This window comes from Mycobacterium sp. 852013-51886_SCH5428379, assembly GCF_001665575.1.
Classification (GTDB): domain Bacteria; phylum Actinomycetota; class Actinomycetes; order Mycobacteriales; family Mycobacteriaceae; genus Mycobacterium.
Genome location: NZ_LZSU01000051.1, coordinates 183,448 through 199,642, shown reverse-complemented (window position 1 = coordinate 199,642; position 16,195 = coordinate 183,448). Strand labels below are relative to the sequence as shown.

The 16,195-nt window shown below is 67.9% G+C and carries 19 protein-coding genes; 6 read left to right on the top strand and 13 right to left on the bottom strand.

Annotation, left to right across the window (positions count from 1 at the left end):
• The first annotated feature begins 8 nt into the window (after positions 1-8).
• Positions 9-785 carry a hypothetical protein gene (locus A5757_RS21080; protein WP_066838257.1) on the top strand — a complete coding sequence of 259 codons (777 nt, stop codon included), beginning with the start codon at positions 9-11 and terminating at the stop codon, positions 783-785.
• On the opposite strand, the gene A5757_RS21075 is transcribed toward A5757_RS21080, so the two are convergent.
• The 7 genes from A5757_RS21075 to A5757_RS21045 form a co-directional block, all read right to left on the bottom strand.
• Positions 782-1,408, bottom strand: coding sequence for a C39 family peptidase (locus tag A5757_RS21075; RefSeq protein WP_066838254.1), 627 nt, complete (start codon positions 1,406-1,408; stop codon positions 782-784). The genes A5757_RS21080 and A5757_RS21075 overlap by 4 nt on opposite strands.
• Before the next feature lie 111 nt (positions 1,409-1,519).
• The gene (locus A5757_RS21070) at positions 1,520-3,199 is read right to left on the bottom strand and encodes a sodium:proton antiporter (RefSeq protein WP_066838251.1); all 1,680 of its coding nucleotides are present in this window, start codon (positions 3,197-3,199) and stop codon (positions 1,520-1,522) included.
• A 59-nt stretch (positions 3,200-3,258) separates the two neighbouring features.
• A complete protein-coding gene (locus A5757_RS21065; protein ID WP_066838249.1) occupies positions 3,259-4,065 on the bottom strand; it encodes an Fpg/Nei family DNA glycosylase in 807 nt (268 codons plus the stop codon).
• 11 nt (positions 4,066-4,076) lie between these two features.
• A complete protein-coding gene (locus A5757_RS21060) occupies positions 4,077-4,550 on the bottom strand; it encodes a ribose-5-phosphate isomerase (protein ID WP_197497405.1) in 474 nt (157 codons plus the stop codon).
• Positions 4,551-4,589: 39 nt separating this feature from the next.
• Positions 4,590-5,030 (bottom strand): nucleoside deaminase, encoded by a 441-nt coding sequence (locus A5757_RS21055; protein WP_066838739.1) that lies wholly within the window; start codon positions 5,028-5,030, stop codon positions 4,590-4,592.
• A 19-nt stretch (positions 5,031-5,049) separates the two neighbouring features.
• Positions 5,050-6,846, bottom strand: a complete 1,797-nt coding sequence (locus A5757_RS21050) for a long-chain fatty acid--CoA ligase (protein ID WP_066838229.1) — start codon at positions 6,844-6,846, stop codon at positions 5,050-5,052.
• A gap of 86 nt (positions 6,847-6,932) precedes the next feature.
• Positions 6,933-7,553, bottom strand: a complete 621-nt coding sequence (locus tag A5757_RS21045) for a DsbA family protein (protein ID WP_066838225.1) — start codon at positions 7,551-7,553, stop codon at positions 6,933-6,935.
• 105 nt (positions 7,554-7,658) lie between these two features.
• Between A5757_RS21045 and pepN the strand changes: the two genes are divergently transcribed.
• The 5 genes from pepN to A5757_RS21020 all read left to right on the top strand — a co-directional run bounded on the left by pepN (position 7,659) and on the right by A5757_RS21020 (position 12,046).
• Positions 7,659-10,244, top strand: coding sequence for an aminopeptidase N (gene pepN, locus A5757_RS21040; RefSeq protein ID WP_066838222.1), 2,586 nt, complete (start codon positions 7,659-7,661; stop codon positions 10,242-10,244).
• A gap of 295 nt (positions 10,245-10,539) precedes the next feature.
• On the top strand, positions 10,540-10,812 hold the full coding sequence (locus tag A5757_RS21035; protein ID WP_231984071.1) for a hypothetical protein: 273 nt from the start codon (positions 10,540-10,542) through the stop codon (positions 10,810-10,812).
• Positions 10,813-10,863: 51 nt separating this feature from the next.
• Positions 10,864-11,205: a heme-binding protein gene (locus A5757_RS21030; RefSeq protein ID WP_066838220.1), complete on the top strand. Its 342-nt coding sequence runs from the start codon at positions 10,864-10,866 to the stop codon at positions 11,203-11,205.
• Between the two features lie 162 nt (positions 11,206-11,367).
• A complete protein-coding gene (locus tag A5757_RS21025) occupies positions 11,368-11,634 on the top strand; it encodes a hypothetical protein (RefSeq protein ID WP_231984070.1) in 267 nt (88 codons plus the stop codon).
• 49 nt (positions 11,635-11,683) lie between these two features.
• Positions 11,684-12,046, top strand: a complete 363-nt coding sequence (locus tag A5757_RS21020; protein WP_066838216.1) for an HNH endonuclease — start codon at positions 11,684-11,686, stop codon at positions 12,044-12,046.
• Here the strand turns inward: A5757_RS21020 and A5757_RS21015 are convergent.
• The 6 genes from A5757_RS21015 to A5757_RS20995 form a co-directional block, all read right to left on the bottom strand.
• Positions 12,018-12,842, bottom strand: coding sequence for a DUF1206 domain-containing protein (locus A5757_RS21015; protein ID WP_066838213.1), 825 nt, complete (start codon positions 12,840-12,842; stop codon positions 12,018-12,020). The genes A5757_RS21020 and A5757_RS21015 overlap by 29 nt on opposite strands.
• A 91-nt stretch (positions 12,843-12,933) precedes the next feature.
• Positions 12,934-13,650 (bottom strand): hypothetical protein, encoded by a 717-nt coding sequence (locus A5757_RS21010; RefSeq protein ID WP_066838210.1) that lies wholly within the window; start codon positions 13,648-13,650, stop codon positions 12,934-12,936.
• A 56-nt stretch (positions 13,651-13,706) separates the two neighbouring features.
• Positions 13,707-14,603 (bottom strand): type VII secretion target, encoded by an 897-nt coding sequence (locus A5757_RS24080; protein ID WP_066838207.1) that lies wholly within the window; start codon positions 14,601-14,603, stop codon positions 13,707-13,709.
• 76 nt (positions 14,604-14,679) lie between these two features.
• Positions 14,680-15,153: a DUF5130 domain-containing protein gene (locus A5757_RS21000; protein WP_066838204.1), complete on the bottom strand. Its 474-nt coding sequence runs from the start codon at positions 15,151-15,153 to the stop codon at positions 14,680-14,682.
• Positions 15,140-15,376 (bottom strand): hypothetical protein, encoded by a 237-nt coding sequence (locus A5757_RS23025; protein ID WP_082929609.1) that lies wholly within the window; start codon positions 15,374-15,376, stop codon positions 15,140-15,142. The genes A5757_RS21000 and A5757_RS23025 overlap by 14 nt, the downstream gene beginning before the upstream one ends.
• A 27-nt stretch (positions 15,377-15,403) precedes the next feature.
• Complete coding sequence (locus A5757_RS20995; RefSeq protein WP_066838201.1) at positions 15,404-16,072, bottom strand: HNH endonuclease; 669 nt, start codon at positions 16,070-16,072, stop codon at positions 15,404-15,406.
• Between the last annotated feature and the right edge of the window lie 123 nt (positions 16,073-16,195).

Below are 16,195 nucleotides of genomic sequence, written 5' to 3'. Positions count from 1 at the left end.
CTGAATGGATGAACGGCGTTCTGCTGGTCCTGATCATCGTGGTCGTCGCGGCGCTCGCGTTCGCTGTCTACAGCGCGTCGAAGAGGTCCGGGCAGCGCACCGCCGAGACCCTTGCCGACGCCAAGGCCGACGCCCGGCGGGTGATCGAACGGCTCGGCGGCCAGGTGCTCAACCTCAGCGGCTCCGACGACGCGTCCAAGCAGGCGCTGGCCGACGCGTCCGAGCGGTACACCGCCGCCGCGTCGCAGATCGATCAGGCCACCTCGGTGCGCCAGGCGCAGCTGGCCAAGGAGAGCGCGGTCGAGGGGCTGTACTACGTCCGCGCTGCGCGCACCGCGATGGGGATGGACCCGGGTCCGGAACTGGAATCGCTGTCCGGTCAGCGCTCGGCAGGCGCGGTCACCGAGGACCGTCGCGTGCAGTTCGAGGGCCGCGAGATCGAGGCCTCGCCGACGCCGTCGCAGCGCACCCCGAACTACTACCCCGGCGGACAGGTGGCGGGCAGGCCCGTCCCGGCCGGCTGGTATTCCGAACCGTGGTGGAAGCCGGCGCTCGTCGCCGGCGCGTGGGGCATCGGCTCGGTGTTGCTGTTCGACGCCCTGTTCTCCGGGATGGCCGGCACGGGTTACGACGCGGGCTTCGCGCAAGGTTATGACGCTGGGGTCGACCAGGGTCAGGGCGGCGGAGTCGACGACGGCGGCGGCTGGGATGCCGGCGGTGACGGCGGTTGGGGTGGCGATTTCGGTGGCGGCGACTTCGGCGGGGGCGACTTCGGCGGCTTCTAGGTCGTCATCACCATCTCGTTGCCGCTGGCCTGCCAGGCGGCCAGGAACGTGTCGATCGTGACCTGCTCGTTAGCGCCGTCCTCAGCACCGCTGTCGTTGAGGTGCACGGTTGCGGTATCGGTGTTCACCCCGGTGACCACCAGAGCGTGGTCGGCCTGACTGCGATCCCCCGGCAGATCCCAGATCGTCTCGGCGTTGAGGTTCACGATGACGGCGCCCTGCCGGCCGAGTACGCCTTTGAGCGTCTCGAAGTCCGAGCCGCCGACGTATCGGGACGGCACCCCGTAGTGGTCGAGCACGATCGGCAGATCTTTGAAGATGCTGCCTGCGTTGGGGTCGTCGGGGTCATCGGAGTGCTCGTAGATCATGTCGCCGGGCTCGGACACGCTGGGCTGGTTCTTGGCCCAGGCGGTGATCTCCTCCTCCGCCGGCGCGGTGCCCGTCATCTGGCCGATCACGTCCGCCGCCGACATGATCGCGCAGTCGTCGTAGGACTGCTCGTGCCAGTACTCGGCGGCGCCTTCGGGATCGCCGAACTGCTCGGCGTGCGCGACACCGGCCAGTCCGATGACGGCTGCCGCGAAGACTCCGGCGGCGGCAAGGCGGAAGGCGTGATCGTGCATGGTCGGTCCTTTCCGTCGCGCCCAGGGGCCCGGGCGGTCAGAGCAGCCTCACCGCAGGCGCTTGTCGAGATCTTGGCGAATCCTTGGGGTTTGGCGGCGTGACCGGTGTGCTCACAACCGGCTGTCGAGGCGGGCGGAGATCCCGGCTTCCTGTAGATCGAGTCGTTCGAGCATGGCGCGCACCGTCTCGTCCTCGATGCGCCCGGCGTCACGTTCGGCGATGAGCGCATTGCGCTGTGCGCACAGCACCTCCCGGTAGAGCTTCGAGAACGTCGCGGCGCGCGGGGTCTGCGAATCCGGGTCCGGCAACTCGTCGGAATCCTGGGAGTGCCGGGCGATCGTGGCCCTGATGTTGTCCAGCGTTCCCGGATCCAGACCGGGTGGCGGGTCGGCGGCGAACCGGTTCAGCACCTCGTCGGCCGCGGTCTGCACCACTGCCATCACCTTGTGGCCCTCGCTCTCGTCGGCCTGCCGGTCGGCGTCGAACGACGGGCTGAGCCAACGGATCAGCACCGGCAGCGTCCACCCCTGCAGCAGCAGTGTGCCGACGCTGACGGCGAACGCGATGGCCTGGATCGTGGCGCGCTCCGGGAACGCCTCGCCGGACACCGTCATCAACGGGATGCCCGACGCCGCCGCCAGGGTCACCACCCCGCGCATCCCGGTCCACGACACCACCACGTTCTCCTGCCAGGTCAGCGACCGGCGGTCGGCCAGTGCCGACAGCCGGCGGGGTTTGTCGCGCCGCCTGGTGCCGAGCGTTCCGCGAGCGCGGTGCGGTGCCGGCACGCTCAGCTTGGATTCGACCTTGCGGGACAACACGTTCCGCCCGAACATCAGGAACACACACGCGGGCCGGATCACCAGCACCACCAGCAGGACGACCCCGGATGCCAGCGCCACCTCGACGAGCGACTCGTGCGCCTCGTTGAGGTCCTCGAGCACGAACCGCAACTGCAGACCGATGTAGGCGAACACGAACGCCTCGAGCATCACGTCGACGGAGTTCCACACGTACCGCTCCTGCAGCCGCGTCTGATAGCCGGCGTCCAGCGAGCCGTGACCGACGACGAAACCCGCCACCACGACCGCGAGCACGCCCGAGGCGTGGAAATGTTCGGCGGACATGAACGCCGCGAACGGCACCACCAGACCCTGGATCGTCTCCAGCCCCGGATTGGCCAACCGGCGCCGGATCCACAGTGTGACGAAGCCGAGGACGGCGCCGACCACCGGACCGAGCAGGGCGCTGTAGGTGAACAGCAGCACCGGATTCTCGATGTAGGCGTGACTGCCCGCGACCTGCGCGACCGCGATCGAGAACAGTGCCAGCGCGGCGGCGTCGTTGACGAGGCTCTCGCCGGTCAAAATCGCCATCAATTTCTTCGGCAGTCCCAACCGCCGGCCCACCGCGACCGCGGTCACCGCGTCCGGCGGGGCCACGACGGCGCCGAGGATCAGCGCGGTGCCGAAGGTCAGGGACGGCACCAGCCACGACGCCACACCGGCGACGGCGAAGGTGGTGATCACGACGAGGCCGATGCCGAGGCCGAGGATCGGCCGGATGTTGCGCAGGAACGTCGGGAACGAGAAGTTCAGCGCCGCCGAGTACAGCAGCGGCGGTAACACCACCGACAGCAGCACCTCGGATTCGAGTTCGATGCCCCTGAAGTCGGGGGCGAACGACACCACGAACCCGACCACGACGAGGACCAGTGCGGGTTCGAGCCCGCGGCGGTGCGCGATCGCGGTGATGATGATGGCGCCGACGACGACGAGGATCAATTCCACCGGGCGATTCTCCCCGACCCGTCGGGACGACGCTCAGCGCCCGTGAGCCGGGCGCCTGATCAGCACTGACAGGTGGGGCACCAGAACAGGTTTCGGCCCTCGAGCTCGGCGGTGCTGATCGGCGTCCCGCAGATGCGGCACGGTTCACCGCTGCGCCGGTACACGTATGTGCGCGGTCTGCCCTTGCGGTAAGACGGGGCGCCGTGGTCGTCTTCGGGCCGCAGCGTGACGATCTTGCCGCGGCGCACCCCGACCTTCATCAGCTCCACCAGATCGGTCCACATCGCGTCGAACTCATCGGGCTCCATGTCGGTGCCCAGCCGGTAGGGATCGATGCGGTGCCGGTAGAGCAACTCGCTGCGGTACACGTTGCCGACACCGGCGAGCACCGATTGGTCCATCAGCAGCGCCCCGACGGATCGCTTGGATTTGCTCAATCGCCGCCAGGCCAGGGCGGGGTCGGCGTCGCGGCGCAGCGGATCGGGTCCGAGGCGGGCCAAGATGTCCGACACCTGCGCCTCGTCGACCACCTCGCAGGCGGTGGGTCCGCGCAGATCGGTGCCGAACTCGGCCCCGACGATCCGCATCCGGACCTGGCCGATCGGCTCGGGCGGCGGCTGGTCGGGCGTTACGGGGAACTCGTCGAACCGGCCGTACAGCCCGAGGTGCACGTGCACGATGCGCCCGCCCCGGTAGTGATGGAACAGGTGCTTACCCCACGCGCTGGCGCCGGTGAAGGTGAAGCCGTCGACCATCGCGGCACCTTCGACAAACCGCAGTTGCGGGCTGCTGACGCGCACCCGCTGGCCTTTGAATCGCTTCTGGTGCAACCGGGCCAGCCGGTGCAGCGTGTGCCCTTCGGGCATTCAGACCCGGGTCATGCGCCCGGCACCGGGGGCGCCTCGTGGGTGCGCTCGTACTCGGACAGGATGTCGATCCGGCGTTGGTGGCGGTCGGCCTCCGACCACGGGGTGGTGACGAAGGCGTCGACGATGGCGAGCGCCTCGGCCTCGGAGTGCATCCGCCCACCGATGCCGATCAGCTGCGCGTTGTTGTGTTCGCGCGCCAGGCTGGCCGTCTCGACGCTCCACGCCAGCGCACATCGGGCGCCGGGCACCTTGTTCGCCGCGATCTGCTCGCCGTTGCCGGAGCCGCCCAGCACGATGCCCAGACTCCCGGGATCGGCAACGGTCCGCTGCGCGGCGGCGATGCAGAACGCGGGATAGTCGTCCTGGGCGTCATAGGTGAAGGCGCCGACGTCCACCGGATCGTGCCCGGTGGCGCGGAGATGATCGATGATCACCTGCTTCAGCTCGAAGCCCGCATGGTCGGCCCCCAGATAGACACGCATGGCCGCCATTCAAGCAGACGCCGAAACCCGCGATCGAGTTCAGTCCGCAACTCCGATGTCCTCGTTCCACAGGGCCGGGTGGGTGGCGATGAACTCGGTCATCGTCGCCACGCAGCGGTCGTCGTCGATGACCGTGACGTCGACGCCGAGCTCGGCGAGCCAGTCGTGTCCGCCGGTGAAGGTGCGACTCTCCCCCACCACGAGCGCGCCGATCTTGAACTGCCGCACCAGGCCGCTGCAGTACCAGCACGGCGACAGCGTGGTCACCATGATCGTCGAGCGGTAATCCCGCTGGCGGCCGGCGTTGCGGAACGCGTCGGTCTCGGCGTGCACGGAGGGGTCGTCGTCCTGGACACGGCGGTTGTGGCCGCTGCCGAGGAGTACGCCGGCGCTGCTGAACAAGGCAGCGCCGATCGGAATACCGCCTTCGCTCAGACCTTTTCGCGCCTCCGCATAAGCCACGTCGAGCATCTCGCCCATGCTGGTCACGGGCGATGCGTTACTTGTAGAACGCGTCGAGCACCTGCTTCTGCTGATCCTCGACCACCGAGCGCTTCACCTTCAGAGACGGTGTCAGCTCGCCGTTCTCGATCGAGAGGTCGTGGTCGAGCAGCTCCCACTTCTTGATGGTCTCCCACCGGTTGAGCTGTGCGTTGAGCTTGTCGACGTGCTCGCCGACCATCGCACGTACCTCCTCGGACTTCACCAGCTCGCCGTAGGACTTGCCGCCGAGACCGTTCTCCTGGGCCCAGCCGGCGATCGCGTCGGGATCAAGGGTGATCAGCGCGACGCAGTAGTTACGGGACTCCCCGAACACGAGCATGTGACCGGCGTACGGGCACAGCGCCATGAACTTGCCCTCGATCGCCGGGGGCGCAACGTATTTGCCGCCGGAGGTCTTGAACAGCTCCTTGAGCCGGCCGGTGATCGTCAGGAAGCCCTCGTCGTCGAGCTGGCCGCGGTCACCGGTGCGCAGCCACCCGTCGTCGGTCAGCGTCTCGGCCGTCTTGTCGGGCAGGTTGTGGTAGCCGTCCATCACGCACGGACCCTTGATCTGCACCTCACCGTTGTCGCTGAGCCGCACCTCGGATCCGTCGAAGATCTGCCCGACGGTGCCGAGCTTGTAGTTGTCCAGGCGGTTGATGAACGCGCCCGCCGCGGTCTCGGTGAGTCCGTAGCCCTCGAGGATCAACAGACCGGCGGCGTGGAACCACTCGGCGATCTCGCCGTTGAGCGGCGCCGACCCGGAGATCATGAACCGCACCCGGCCGCCGAAGACGTCGCGGATCTTGCTGAACACCAGACGGTCGAACAGCCCGTGGGCGATCTGCAGTGGCAGCGGCACGGACTCACCGTTGCGGCGGCGCCGGCTGACGTCGCGGCCGACGGCGAACGCGGCGTTGAACAGCTTCTCCTTCACACCCTTCTGCTGGGTGGAGACCTTGGCGTGGGCTTTCTCGAAGATGCGCGGCGCGGCACCCATGAACGTCGGTTTGACGACGCCCATGTTCTCCACGATCTTGTCGACGCGCCCGTCGATCGCGCTGGCGAAGCCACACGCCAGCTGCGCCGAGATGAGCACCTTGCCGAAGGCGTGCGCAAGCGGAAGCCAGAGCAGCTGCAGGTCACTCTCGTCGAGAATGCCGAAACCGGCGACGGTCTCGCCCTCGTACACCCACGCGCGGTGCGGCAGGCGCACGCCCTTGGGCTTACCGGTCGTGCCCGACGTGTAGATCAGGGTGGCCAGCTGGTCGGCGCCGATGGCCGCGGACCGGTCCCGCACATCGGACGGGTGCTCGCGCAGATGGGCGCGGCCGGACTCGATCACCTCGTCGAGGGTGGTGACCCAGTCGCCGTCCCCGCTGCCGGTGAAAAGGATGACCTTCTCCACGCCCGGGAGCTCGTCACGGCGTTCGCGCAGCTTCTCCAGCTGGGCGTCGTCCTCGGCGAAGACGAACCGCGATTCGGAGTCGCCGAGGATGTAGGCGGTGTCCTCGGCGTTGGTCGTCGGGTACACCGTCGTGGTGGCGGCCCCGGCGCACATGATCGCCAGGTCGGCCAGAATCCATTCGTAGCGGGTACTCGAGGCGATCCCGATGCGCTGCTCGGGTTCGATTCCCAGGGCGAGCAGCCCGGCCGCGAGCGCCTCCACCTGCTCGGCAGCCTGCTGCCAGCTCAGCGACGTCCAGCTTCCGCCGTCGAGGTAGCGGAACGCCTCGCGGCGCGCCGATTTCTCGACGCGCTCGAAGAACATGGTCGCGACGTTCGCGGCGGCGGTCTTGGTATCAGCAGACATCTCGTCTCCGGGTCAGAGGGGAACGTGGCCCCCTTTGTACCCGGTGATCGGAGATTCGGCCCCGGTATCGACGACGTTCGGCGCGGTCAGTCGAAGGTCGGGCTCTCCGTGCGGGACCGCTTGAGCTCCCAGAAGTGCGGATACGACGCGAAAATGACCGAGGCGTCCCACAGCTTGCCCGCCTCCTCGCCCCGAGGGATGCGCGACAGCACCGGCCCGAAGAACGCGACCCCGTTGACGTGGATGGTCGGTGTGCCGACGTCCTCCCCGACCGCGTCCATTCCCTCGTGGTGGCTGGCCCGCAGCGCCTCGTCGTACTCGGTCGAGGTGGCGGCCGCGGCGAGTTCGGCCGGCAACCCCACCTCGGCGAGCGACTCGGCGATCACCCGGGAGAAATCCGGATCGGAATCGCGATAGCCCTGGTTGTGGATGCGGGTGCCCATCGCCGTGTAGAGCGGCGCGAGCACCTCGCGGCCCTTGGCCTGCTCGGCGGCGATCGCGACCCGCACCGGACCCCACGCCGTCTTCATCATCTCGAGGTACTCCTCGGGCAGGTCGCGGCCCTCGTTGAGCACCGCGAGGCTCATCACCCGGAAGTTGACGTCGATGTCGCGGACCTTCTCGACCTCGAGGATCCAGCGGGAGGTGATCCAGCACCAGGGGCACAGCGGATCGAACCAGAAATCGGCTCGGGACTTCTCGGCCATTTGCGGGGTCCTTTCGTCGTGACATCGAACGGTGGACAGGAATCCGTGCAGCACAACCGGGCGCAGCCGCCCTATGTTCCCGATGTGCGTCTAGGGTTGACGGGCGTGGCCCTTCCCAATCTGACCCGCGACCAGGCCGTCGAGCGCGCGGCGCTGATCACCGTCGACAACTACGCCATCGAGCTGGATCTCACCGACGGGTCCGGAGGGCCGGGTGAGACGACGTTCCGGTCGGTGACGACCGTCGAGTTCGCCGCGCTGCCCGGTGCGGACAGCTACATCGACATCGCCGCCGACGCCATCCGTGCGGCCACGCTCAACGGCCGCGACATCGACGTCTCGGGGTACGACGAGTCGACCGGTATCCCGCTGCAGGGGCTCGCCGAACGCAACGTGCTCGTTGTCGACGCGGCCTGCCGCTACTCGAACACCGGGGAGGGGCTGCACCGGTTCGAGGATCCGGTCGACGGCGAGGTGTACCTGTACTCGCAGTTCGAGACCGCCGACGCGAAGCGGATGTTCGCCTGCTTCGACCAGCCCGACCTCAAGGCCACCTTCGACGTCACGGTGACCGCCCCCGCGCACTGGGAGGTGGTGTCCAACGGCGCACTCGAGGGCACGCGGGACGAGGGCACGAGCAAGACCCATGTCTTCGTGACCACCCCCAAGATGAGCACGTATCTGGTCGCCTTGATCGCCGGACCGTACGCCCGGTGGGACGACCTGTACCGCGACGAGCACGGCGAGATCCCGCTCGGATTGTTCTGCCGCAAGTCGCTGGCGGAGTTCATGGACGCCGAGCGGTTGTTTACCGAGACCAAGCAGGGATTCGGCTTCTATCACAACAACTTCGGGGTGCCGTACGCGTTCGGCAAGTACGACCAGCTGTTCGTGCCGGAGTTCAACGCGGGCGCGATGGAGAACGCCGGCGCGGTGACGTTCCTCGAGGACTACGTCTTCCGCAGCAAGGTCACCCGTGCCTCCTACGAGCGCCGCGCGGAGACCGTGCTGCACGAGATGGCGCACATGTGGTTCGGTGACCTGGTCACCATGCAGTGGTGGGATGACCTGTGGCTCAACGAGTCCTTCGCGACGTTCGCCTCGGTGCTGTGCCAGGCGGAGGCCACCGAGTACACCGAGGCGTGGACGACGTTCGCCAACGTCGAGAAGTCCTGGGCGTACCGGCAGGATCAGCTGCCGTCTACGCATCCGGTCGCCGCGGACATCCCCGATCTGCACGCGGTCGAGGTGAACTTCGACGGCATCACCTACGCCAAGGGCGCGAGCGTGCTCAAGCAGCTGGTGGCGTACGTCGGCAAGGAACCGTTCCTCGCCGGTCTGCGCGACTACTTCCGCGACCACGCCTATGCGAACGCGACGTTCGGCGATCTGCTCGGCGCGCTCGAGAAGTCTTCGGGCCGTGACCTTTCCGGGTGGGGCCGCCAGTGGCTCAAGACCACAGGGCTCAACACGCTGCGCGCCGATTTCGACGTCGACGGCGACGGGAAGTTCAGCCGGTTCGCGATCACCCAGAGTGGTGCCGCGCCGGGTGCCGGCGAGACGCGGGTGCACCGGCTGGCCGTCGGCGTCTACGACGAGGACGCCACCACCGGCAAGCTCGTCCGGGTACACCGCGAGGAGCTCGACGTCGAGGGCGATGTCACGGAAGTACCTGCCCTGCAGGGTGTTCCGCGCGGCAAGCTGGTGCTCGTCAACGACGACGATCTGACCTACTGCTCGCTGCGGCTGGACCCCGACTCGCTGCAGACGGTGCTCACCCGCATCGCCGACATCGCCGAACCGCTCCCCCGCACGTTGGCGTGGTCGGCGGCCTGGGAGATGACCCGCGAGGCCGAACTCAAGGCCCGCGACTTCGTGGCCCTGGTGATGAGCGGCATCCACGCCGAGACCGAGGTCGGCGTCGCGCAGCGGCTGCTGCTGCAGGCGCAGACCGCGCTGAACTCCTACGCCGAACCGCAGTGGGCGGCCGAGAACGGCTGGCCGGCGTTCGCCGACCGGCTGCTGGAACTGGCCGGCGACGCCGCGCCGGGGTCCGACCATCAGCTCGCGTTCGTCAACGCGCTGTGCAATTCGGTGTTGTCGCGCAACCACGTCGCCGTGCTGTCCACGCTGCTGGACAACGAACCGGCCGAGGCGAATCTGCCGGGTCTTGTCATCGACACCGATCTGCGCTGGCGCATCGTGACCGCGCTGGCCGCCAGCGGTGACATCGACGCCGACGGCCCGGAGACGCCATTCATCGACGCGGAGGCGCAGAACGATCCGACCGCGGCGGGTAGACGGCACGCCGCGGCCGCGTCGGCGGCACGTCCGCAGCAGGCGGTCAAGGACGCCGCCTGGGAGCGGGTGGTCGAGGACGACACGCTGGCCAACATCACCACCCGCGCGATCGTCGGTGGGTTCGTGCAGGCCGGTCAGCAGCCGCTGCTGGCGCCGTTCACCGAGAAGTACTTCTCGTCGATCGCGTCGCTCTGGGAGCGCCGGTCCAGCGAGGTCGCGCAGACAGTCGTGATCGGGCTCTATCCGTCATGGGATATCAGCGCCGAGGGGTTGGCCGCCGCCGGCCGGTTCCTCGACGGTGACGTCCCGCCCGCGTTGCGCCGCCTGGTGCTCGAGGGTCGCGCGGGGGTGGAGCGTTCCCTGCGGGCACGCGAGTTCGACGCCGGGTAGCCGCTCCCCTATTTCCGCGAGCGTGCGGGTCTGCACGCGACACGCCGCTGATCGGCGGCAGTTCGCGCACCCTCGTCGTCAGAGAATTCGACGCTGTTTTGCGAATTTCTCTGCGAGAACGAAATCCGGGCATAACATCCCCTGAAGGTGGTCTCTTCAGTGGAGAGGTATGGCCATGAACGGATTGCGGCGCCGTGCGATTTTCACCGCGACGGCACTTTCGTTCCTGCCCTTGGGCTCGCTATTCGGCGCTCCACAGGCGTCGGCCGATTGCACCGATGCCGGTGGACTGACCATGTGCCAGAGCGAAATCCGGTACGCAGGCTCCGACTCCGACTCCGAATCCGATCCAGGAATCGACATCTGGTACCCGTACCCGTGCGCCGACGACTTCCTCTGCGACGACGGCGTTTCGGTCTTCGACTACGACTCCGACCCCGACGTCGACATTCCGCCGCCGGTCAACCCCGACCGCCCCGACATCGGGCTGCCTGGGCGGCCAGGTGACCGCCCGGATCGCCCCGACCGACCCAACCGGCCGGGCGGCGGAGCGGGCGTAGGCGGCTGACTGCTCGCGTCGACCAGCGACATCCGTCCCGACCTGTTCATAAGGAGTGACATGACCATTCCGAGCGCCCTCCTCGCTGTGGCAGCTGCCGGTGCCGCGATACTCGGTGGCACCGCCACTGCCGCCGCCCAACCGCCGCCACCGCCTCCGCCCAACTGCACAGCCGCGGATCTGTCGGGGGTGGCAACGGGCGTCACCGCGGCCACGTCGGCCTACCTGTTCACCCATCCCGAAGTGAACGCCTTCTTCACCGGGCTGAAGGGTTTGCCCAAAGAGGAGGTGCGGATGCGGGTGACCGAGTACGGGGACGCGCACCCACAGGTTCGAGCCGACCTACAAGGAATTCGGCAGCCGATGGTGGACTTCCGCAATAGGTGCGGTGCGAATAACTGATTTCCGGCACGGGATGCCGAATTCGTGATCGACCGGAAGGCGGAATTCGTCTTCGTGCGCAGATATCGACAATGGCACGCCGGAGCGGCAGTCCTTGCACTGCCGATCATCGTGATAATCTCGACTCCCGTGGCGTCGGCGGAATGCACGGACGCGGGGGGCGTGACCGTATGCGCCCAGGGTGATGTCCGCGGATCGAGCGGCGGATCAACCGGCGGATCGAGCGGTCCGTGGTACCCGTATCCGTGCGAGTACGACTACTACTGCAACGACTACGGCTTGGACATCGTCCTGGGTGTCGACGGTCCGGACGGTGACCTCGGCGGACCGAGCGGCCCGGGTCTGCGACCAGACAATTCGCTGCCCGGCGGCAACCGCGGCGGAGGCGGCAATCGCGGCGGACGTGGCGGCGGTGGCGGTCGTCGCTAGCCGTCGTGTGCTGACGGGTTTTCTCGTCCAGCTCGCTTAGGCTCACGCCATGGCGTCGCCCAACAGCCGCCGGGCCCGAGCCGCCCGCAGACGTAAACGTCGTGTCGCGGCGGTGGTCAACGACCTCACCCCGACGCAGTGGGCGGCGATCAAGGCGGCCTGGCCGGGTTGTGCGTACTGCGGCGCGACGGGTGTTGCATTGCAACGGGACTGTGTGATGGCGATTTCGCGCGGTGGTCGGTACACCCTCGACAACGTGGTGCCGGCGTGCGCGGCGTGCAATGCGAGCAAGTGCAACGACGAGGTCACCGGCTGGCTGCGTCGCAAGAGGCTCGACGAGCGCGCATTCCTCGAGCAGTTCGTGCGGGTGCGCGCGGAACTGCTCACATCCGCGCAAAGCGAGTCAGTGTGAGGCTGTACAGACCGTAGGACGCGAAACCCGCCGCGGCGAAGATCAGCAGGATCAGTCCGGGTTGGGTCGCGCCGACGGCCTTCACCGCCGCGTCGATACCGGTGGCCTTCGACGGATCCACCTCGACGACCGCCACGATCGCCATCAGCCCCGCGATGCTGAGGACGAGTCCCTCGGCGAAGTAGCCGAAGAAGCCTAGGCCGGTGATGATCGGGCCGACGGGGTCGGTCAGGTCGGTGCGAAAACGTCGCGACGCGCCCTTGAAGGCGAAGTAGGCGCCGATGCCGGCGACCGCCGCGCCGCCGAGGATCAGCGCCATGCGGCCCCATCCGTTCTGCATCATCCGGGCGGTGATTCCCGCGGTCTCCTCGCGGCTTTCCGATCCGCTGCCCAGGGCGTAGCGCAGCGCGGTGTAACCGATACCGCAGTAGATGAACATCAGACCCAGCGCCTTGAGGCGGTTGCCTGGGCGATGGTCGTCGTTGAGATGCGGCTGATGGCCCTCAGCCGGATGCAATCCGACCAGCGCCTCGGCCAGCCGCCAGAGCATGAGGGGGACGAGGGCGACCACCACGATCCACAATGCGACGACGCCGCCCCTGGTCTCCGCGACCGTCTCCAGCGCCCCGGACGGATCGGCGTGGGTGCCGCGGGCGCCGAGCGCGATCCGCACGATGAGGTAGGCGACGATCAGGTGCAGGCTGCCGCTGACGGCATAACCCATGCGTGCGGAGAACCGCAGACCGTCATGACGGGTCAGGCGGAGGATGAAATGCGCATGCCGGACCTGCCTCACGCGCTGTGGTTACCCCTCTCGCGAAATAGCATTCCCGGTTGCGAAGCCGCGTGCTTGGCAACCGGGAATGCTGTTTCGCGCCAGCCCGAGCTCATGCGGTGTCGAAGTCGCCACGGTGGAACCTGGCGAGCGCACGCTCATCGGTCAACTCGGCCCGGTGCTCGGGATGCTTCCAGTAGTGCCGGACCATCCAGTAGAGCGCCGCCCCCTTCGGCGTGTAAGAGGTAGCCCCGTCGAGGTGCAGGATCGTGCCGTCGGTCAATTCGATTTGGATCGGGTTCTGACGTCGGTTGCCCCCACCGTCGTCGGAGATCTTGCGAACCTCGGTCCACCGGGCCTCCCGCGTGCGGCGCCGCTCGGTGATCGTCAACACCTTGCGGGTGAGCAGAACGCTGCCTAGACCACCCCGGGTGATGACGGCGCTCAGGATCGTCAGGGCGCCCAGCGCTGCGACGCCCATCAGCGCAGCGATGAATCCTTGCGGGCGGTCGCTCTGCAGAGGCAGGTCCAAGTCACCCATCATGGCAAGGGCAGCGCCAACACCGCAGCTCGGCAAAATGATCATGGCCGCGGCGCAACCGAGCCAGGTGACAGAACGCGCCATCTCGAGCTTGATACCAGCCGCCGAAAACGACGCGCGAGGAGTGATCCAACCGCGCATGGTTATCACCGCCAGCGCGAGTGCGAGCACCATCGCGACGGCGAAGCCCATAAAGACAAGTGCCGAGAGGAAATCGCCTCTGGCGACAAGAGTCAGCCCCCAGAACACAGCGGCGCCGGCGACTGCGACTCCCAAGATGGCGCCCACAGCAACCAGTGCGGGACGCTCCACCCAGTTGGCCGGGGTAGGACAGTGGTCCGAACTCACGCGCACACCGCCTCGCCGATCTTCGTACCCAGCGCCCCGAGAGCCGTCTGACCGAGCAACGCGCCGCCGATCGCGAACAGGGGCACGCCGACCGGGGCGAACGGCCCGGTCGAAATCCCCGCCACGCCGGCGGCCCAGGTTCCTGCGGCACCGCCCCCGACGTCGCCGCCTACCGCGAAGAGTCCGCTGATGCCGCCGACGCAGGCCTGCGTCGCGGTCTCCGCGGCGAAGACGTTGTAGGCCGCCCCCGCCAGACCGAGCGCGGGTCCCGCGAATTTCGCTCCGACGCCGACCTTTTGGATCGCGTCGTCGGTGAGCACCGGTATGCCGCCGCCTCGCCCGACATGAGAATCCAGGCCAGTAAAGGCGCCGCCCAGCACTTGAGGAATCGTGCCGTGGAGAAGCGGATGCTCCGCCGGGAGCGTCCCGTGCCGGCCGTTGGCCGTGGTGATCCCCGCGGTCCGGTAACCGTCGGCGGTTTCGGTGATCGTGAGATTCGAGTTATCCGCCCACGTGACAGAGATGTTCCTGGTTCCCTTCGTCATCGTGCCGTAGAGGGTGGAACTCTCCCAGGACGACGTGCGCGAGACGAAGGTGCCGCTGCTGTCGAGGTGCACGACGCCGAAGCTCCCGGCCAGGGTTTCGTCGCTCACCTCGTAGGTGTCACCGGCACCCCGGACAGCTATGCCCATCTCAGAGACGTTCTTCGCGATGTCGGCCGCCATCCGTCCGATGTGTTGGCCGACCATCCGGACCGCCCACCGCGTCGTCGACCCAGCCAGACCGTCGGCGCTGGTGGCCACCTTCGTCCCGACATCGGCCGCTGCGATCGCCGAAGACGCGTCCTCGACCTGCGCCGCGAACGTGCGCAGCACGTCAGGATCGACAAGCATGGTGTCTCCCACCGTCGTTGACTGTTTTTCAGCCTAAACGAGGCGTGGGTACGCGATCAGCGGCAAACCATGGAGGTCAGCGCGGCGAGACGCCCGCCGACAGCACGCGGATACCGCTGATCAGCCCGTCGATGAGGTTGCCCTCCTTGAACGACGCAGCGGCAGCCGAGACCCCCAGCGGGGCAGCTTCCTCGATGCCGCGGCCCTTGACCTTCGAGCCGTAGACCACCTCGATCGCACGCTGATCCGGCGAGACCGCCAGCAGCACCGCGTTGTCCGGCGTCGGCACCTTCGCCAGCAGGCTGCGTGCGGTCGCCGCGGTATCGGCGCCCAGATCGCCGATGTACACGGCGAAGCGGGCCTTGGCCCCGCGCGAGCCGTACTTGAGCGCGATGTCCAGGGTCACCAGATCCTTGGTGGGGAACGGGTAGTGCAGCGACAGCTCACCGGGTTCGGTGACGCCGGACAGCCGTCCGCTTGACGTCAGCGCCCAGCCGCGGGGCAGGTCGAGATCCTGATTGGCCGCAGTCGCGAGCTCACCACTTGCCACTTGCGCCACCTCCTACTGTCACGTGGTCGTCATGATGTCCAGCCCCGTGTCCGTGATCGGCCGGTTCCTCGGCCGCCCACAGGATCGGCGCATGCGTCCAGGGGTCGGTCATCTTGTACGTCGGGGGATGCAGGGGCTTACCCCGCCAGATGAACAGGGCCAAAATCGCCGTCAGGCCCACCGGCACTGCGACGAGCAAGGTGTGCGTCAGGAGGGTGCTCACGATCAGAAACCGTATCCCACCCGCACCTCAGGCCGCGCCCTCACCCAGGTATCTGACCCACGCGGGGTCGAGTTCCTTGACCGACGACAGCAACCGCCAGTGCTGTCCCTTGGGCGGAAGCGGCGCGCAGCGCAGCGACCAGCCCAGATCGGAGAGCAGGTGGTCGGCCTTGCGGTGGTTACACGTCGCGCAGGCGGCCACGCAGTTCTCCCAGGAGTGGTCACCGCCGCGGCTGCGCGGCACCACGTGGTCGACGGTGTCGGCTTTCGCGCCGCAGTACGCGCAGCGGAACCGGTCGCGGTGCATCAGCGCCGCCCGCGTCATCGGCACCCGCGCCCGGTACGGTACCCGCACGAAGGTGCGCAACCGGATCACCGACGGCACGGTGATGCTGCGGGTCGCGGAGTGGATGACGGGTCCGCCGGGGTCCTCGTGGACGACGTCGGCCTTACCGCACATCACCATGATCACCGCCCGACGCATCGGCAACGCGGTCAGCGGCTCGTAGGTGGAGTTGAGGAGCAGGACCCGCCGCCGCCCCCACAGGGAGCCGTCGTGGCCGGGCGCAGGAGGCTCGACTCCGTGTTTTTCGACACTGTGCAGCACAGTGGTCATCGCCGCGGGGCCCGGATGTCCGGCCGCGGCCGCACGCCTGTGACCAGCTGGTTTCGCCGGGCTTCTCTTGCGATGCGCCATACGTCCTCCGAGGAGACAGTCCACCACGGATCGTCGTCGATCGCACGACAATTCCGGTCGTGTTCGCAGGTCAGTCGGGTGAACTTCCGGTGACACCCCCGCGGGACGGGGTCCACCCGCTCC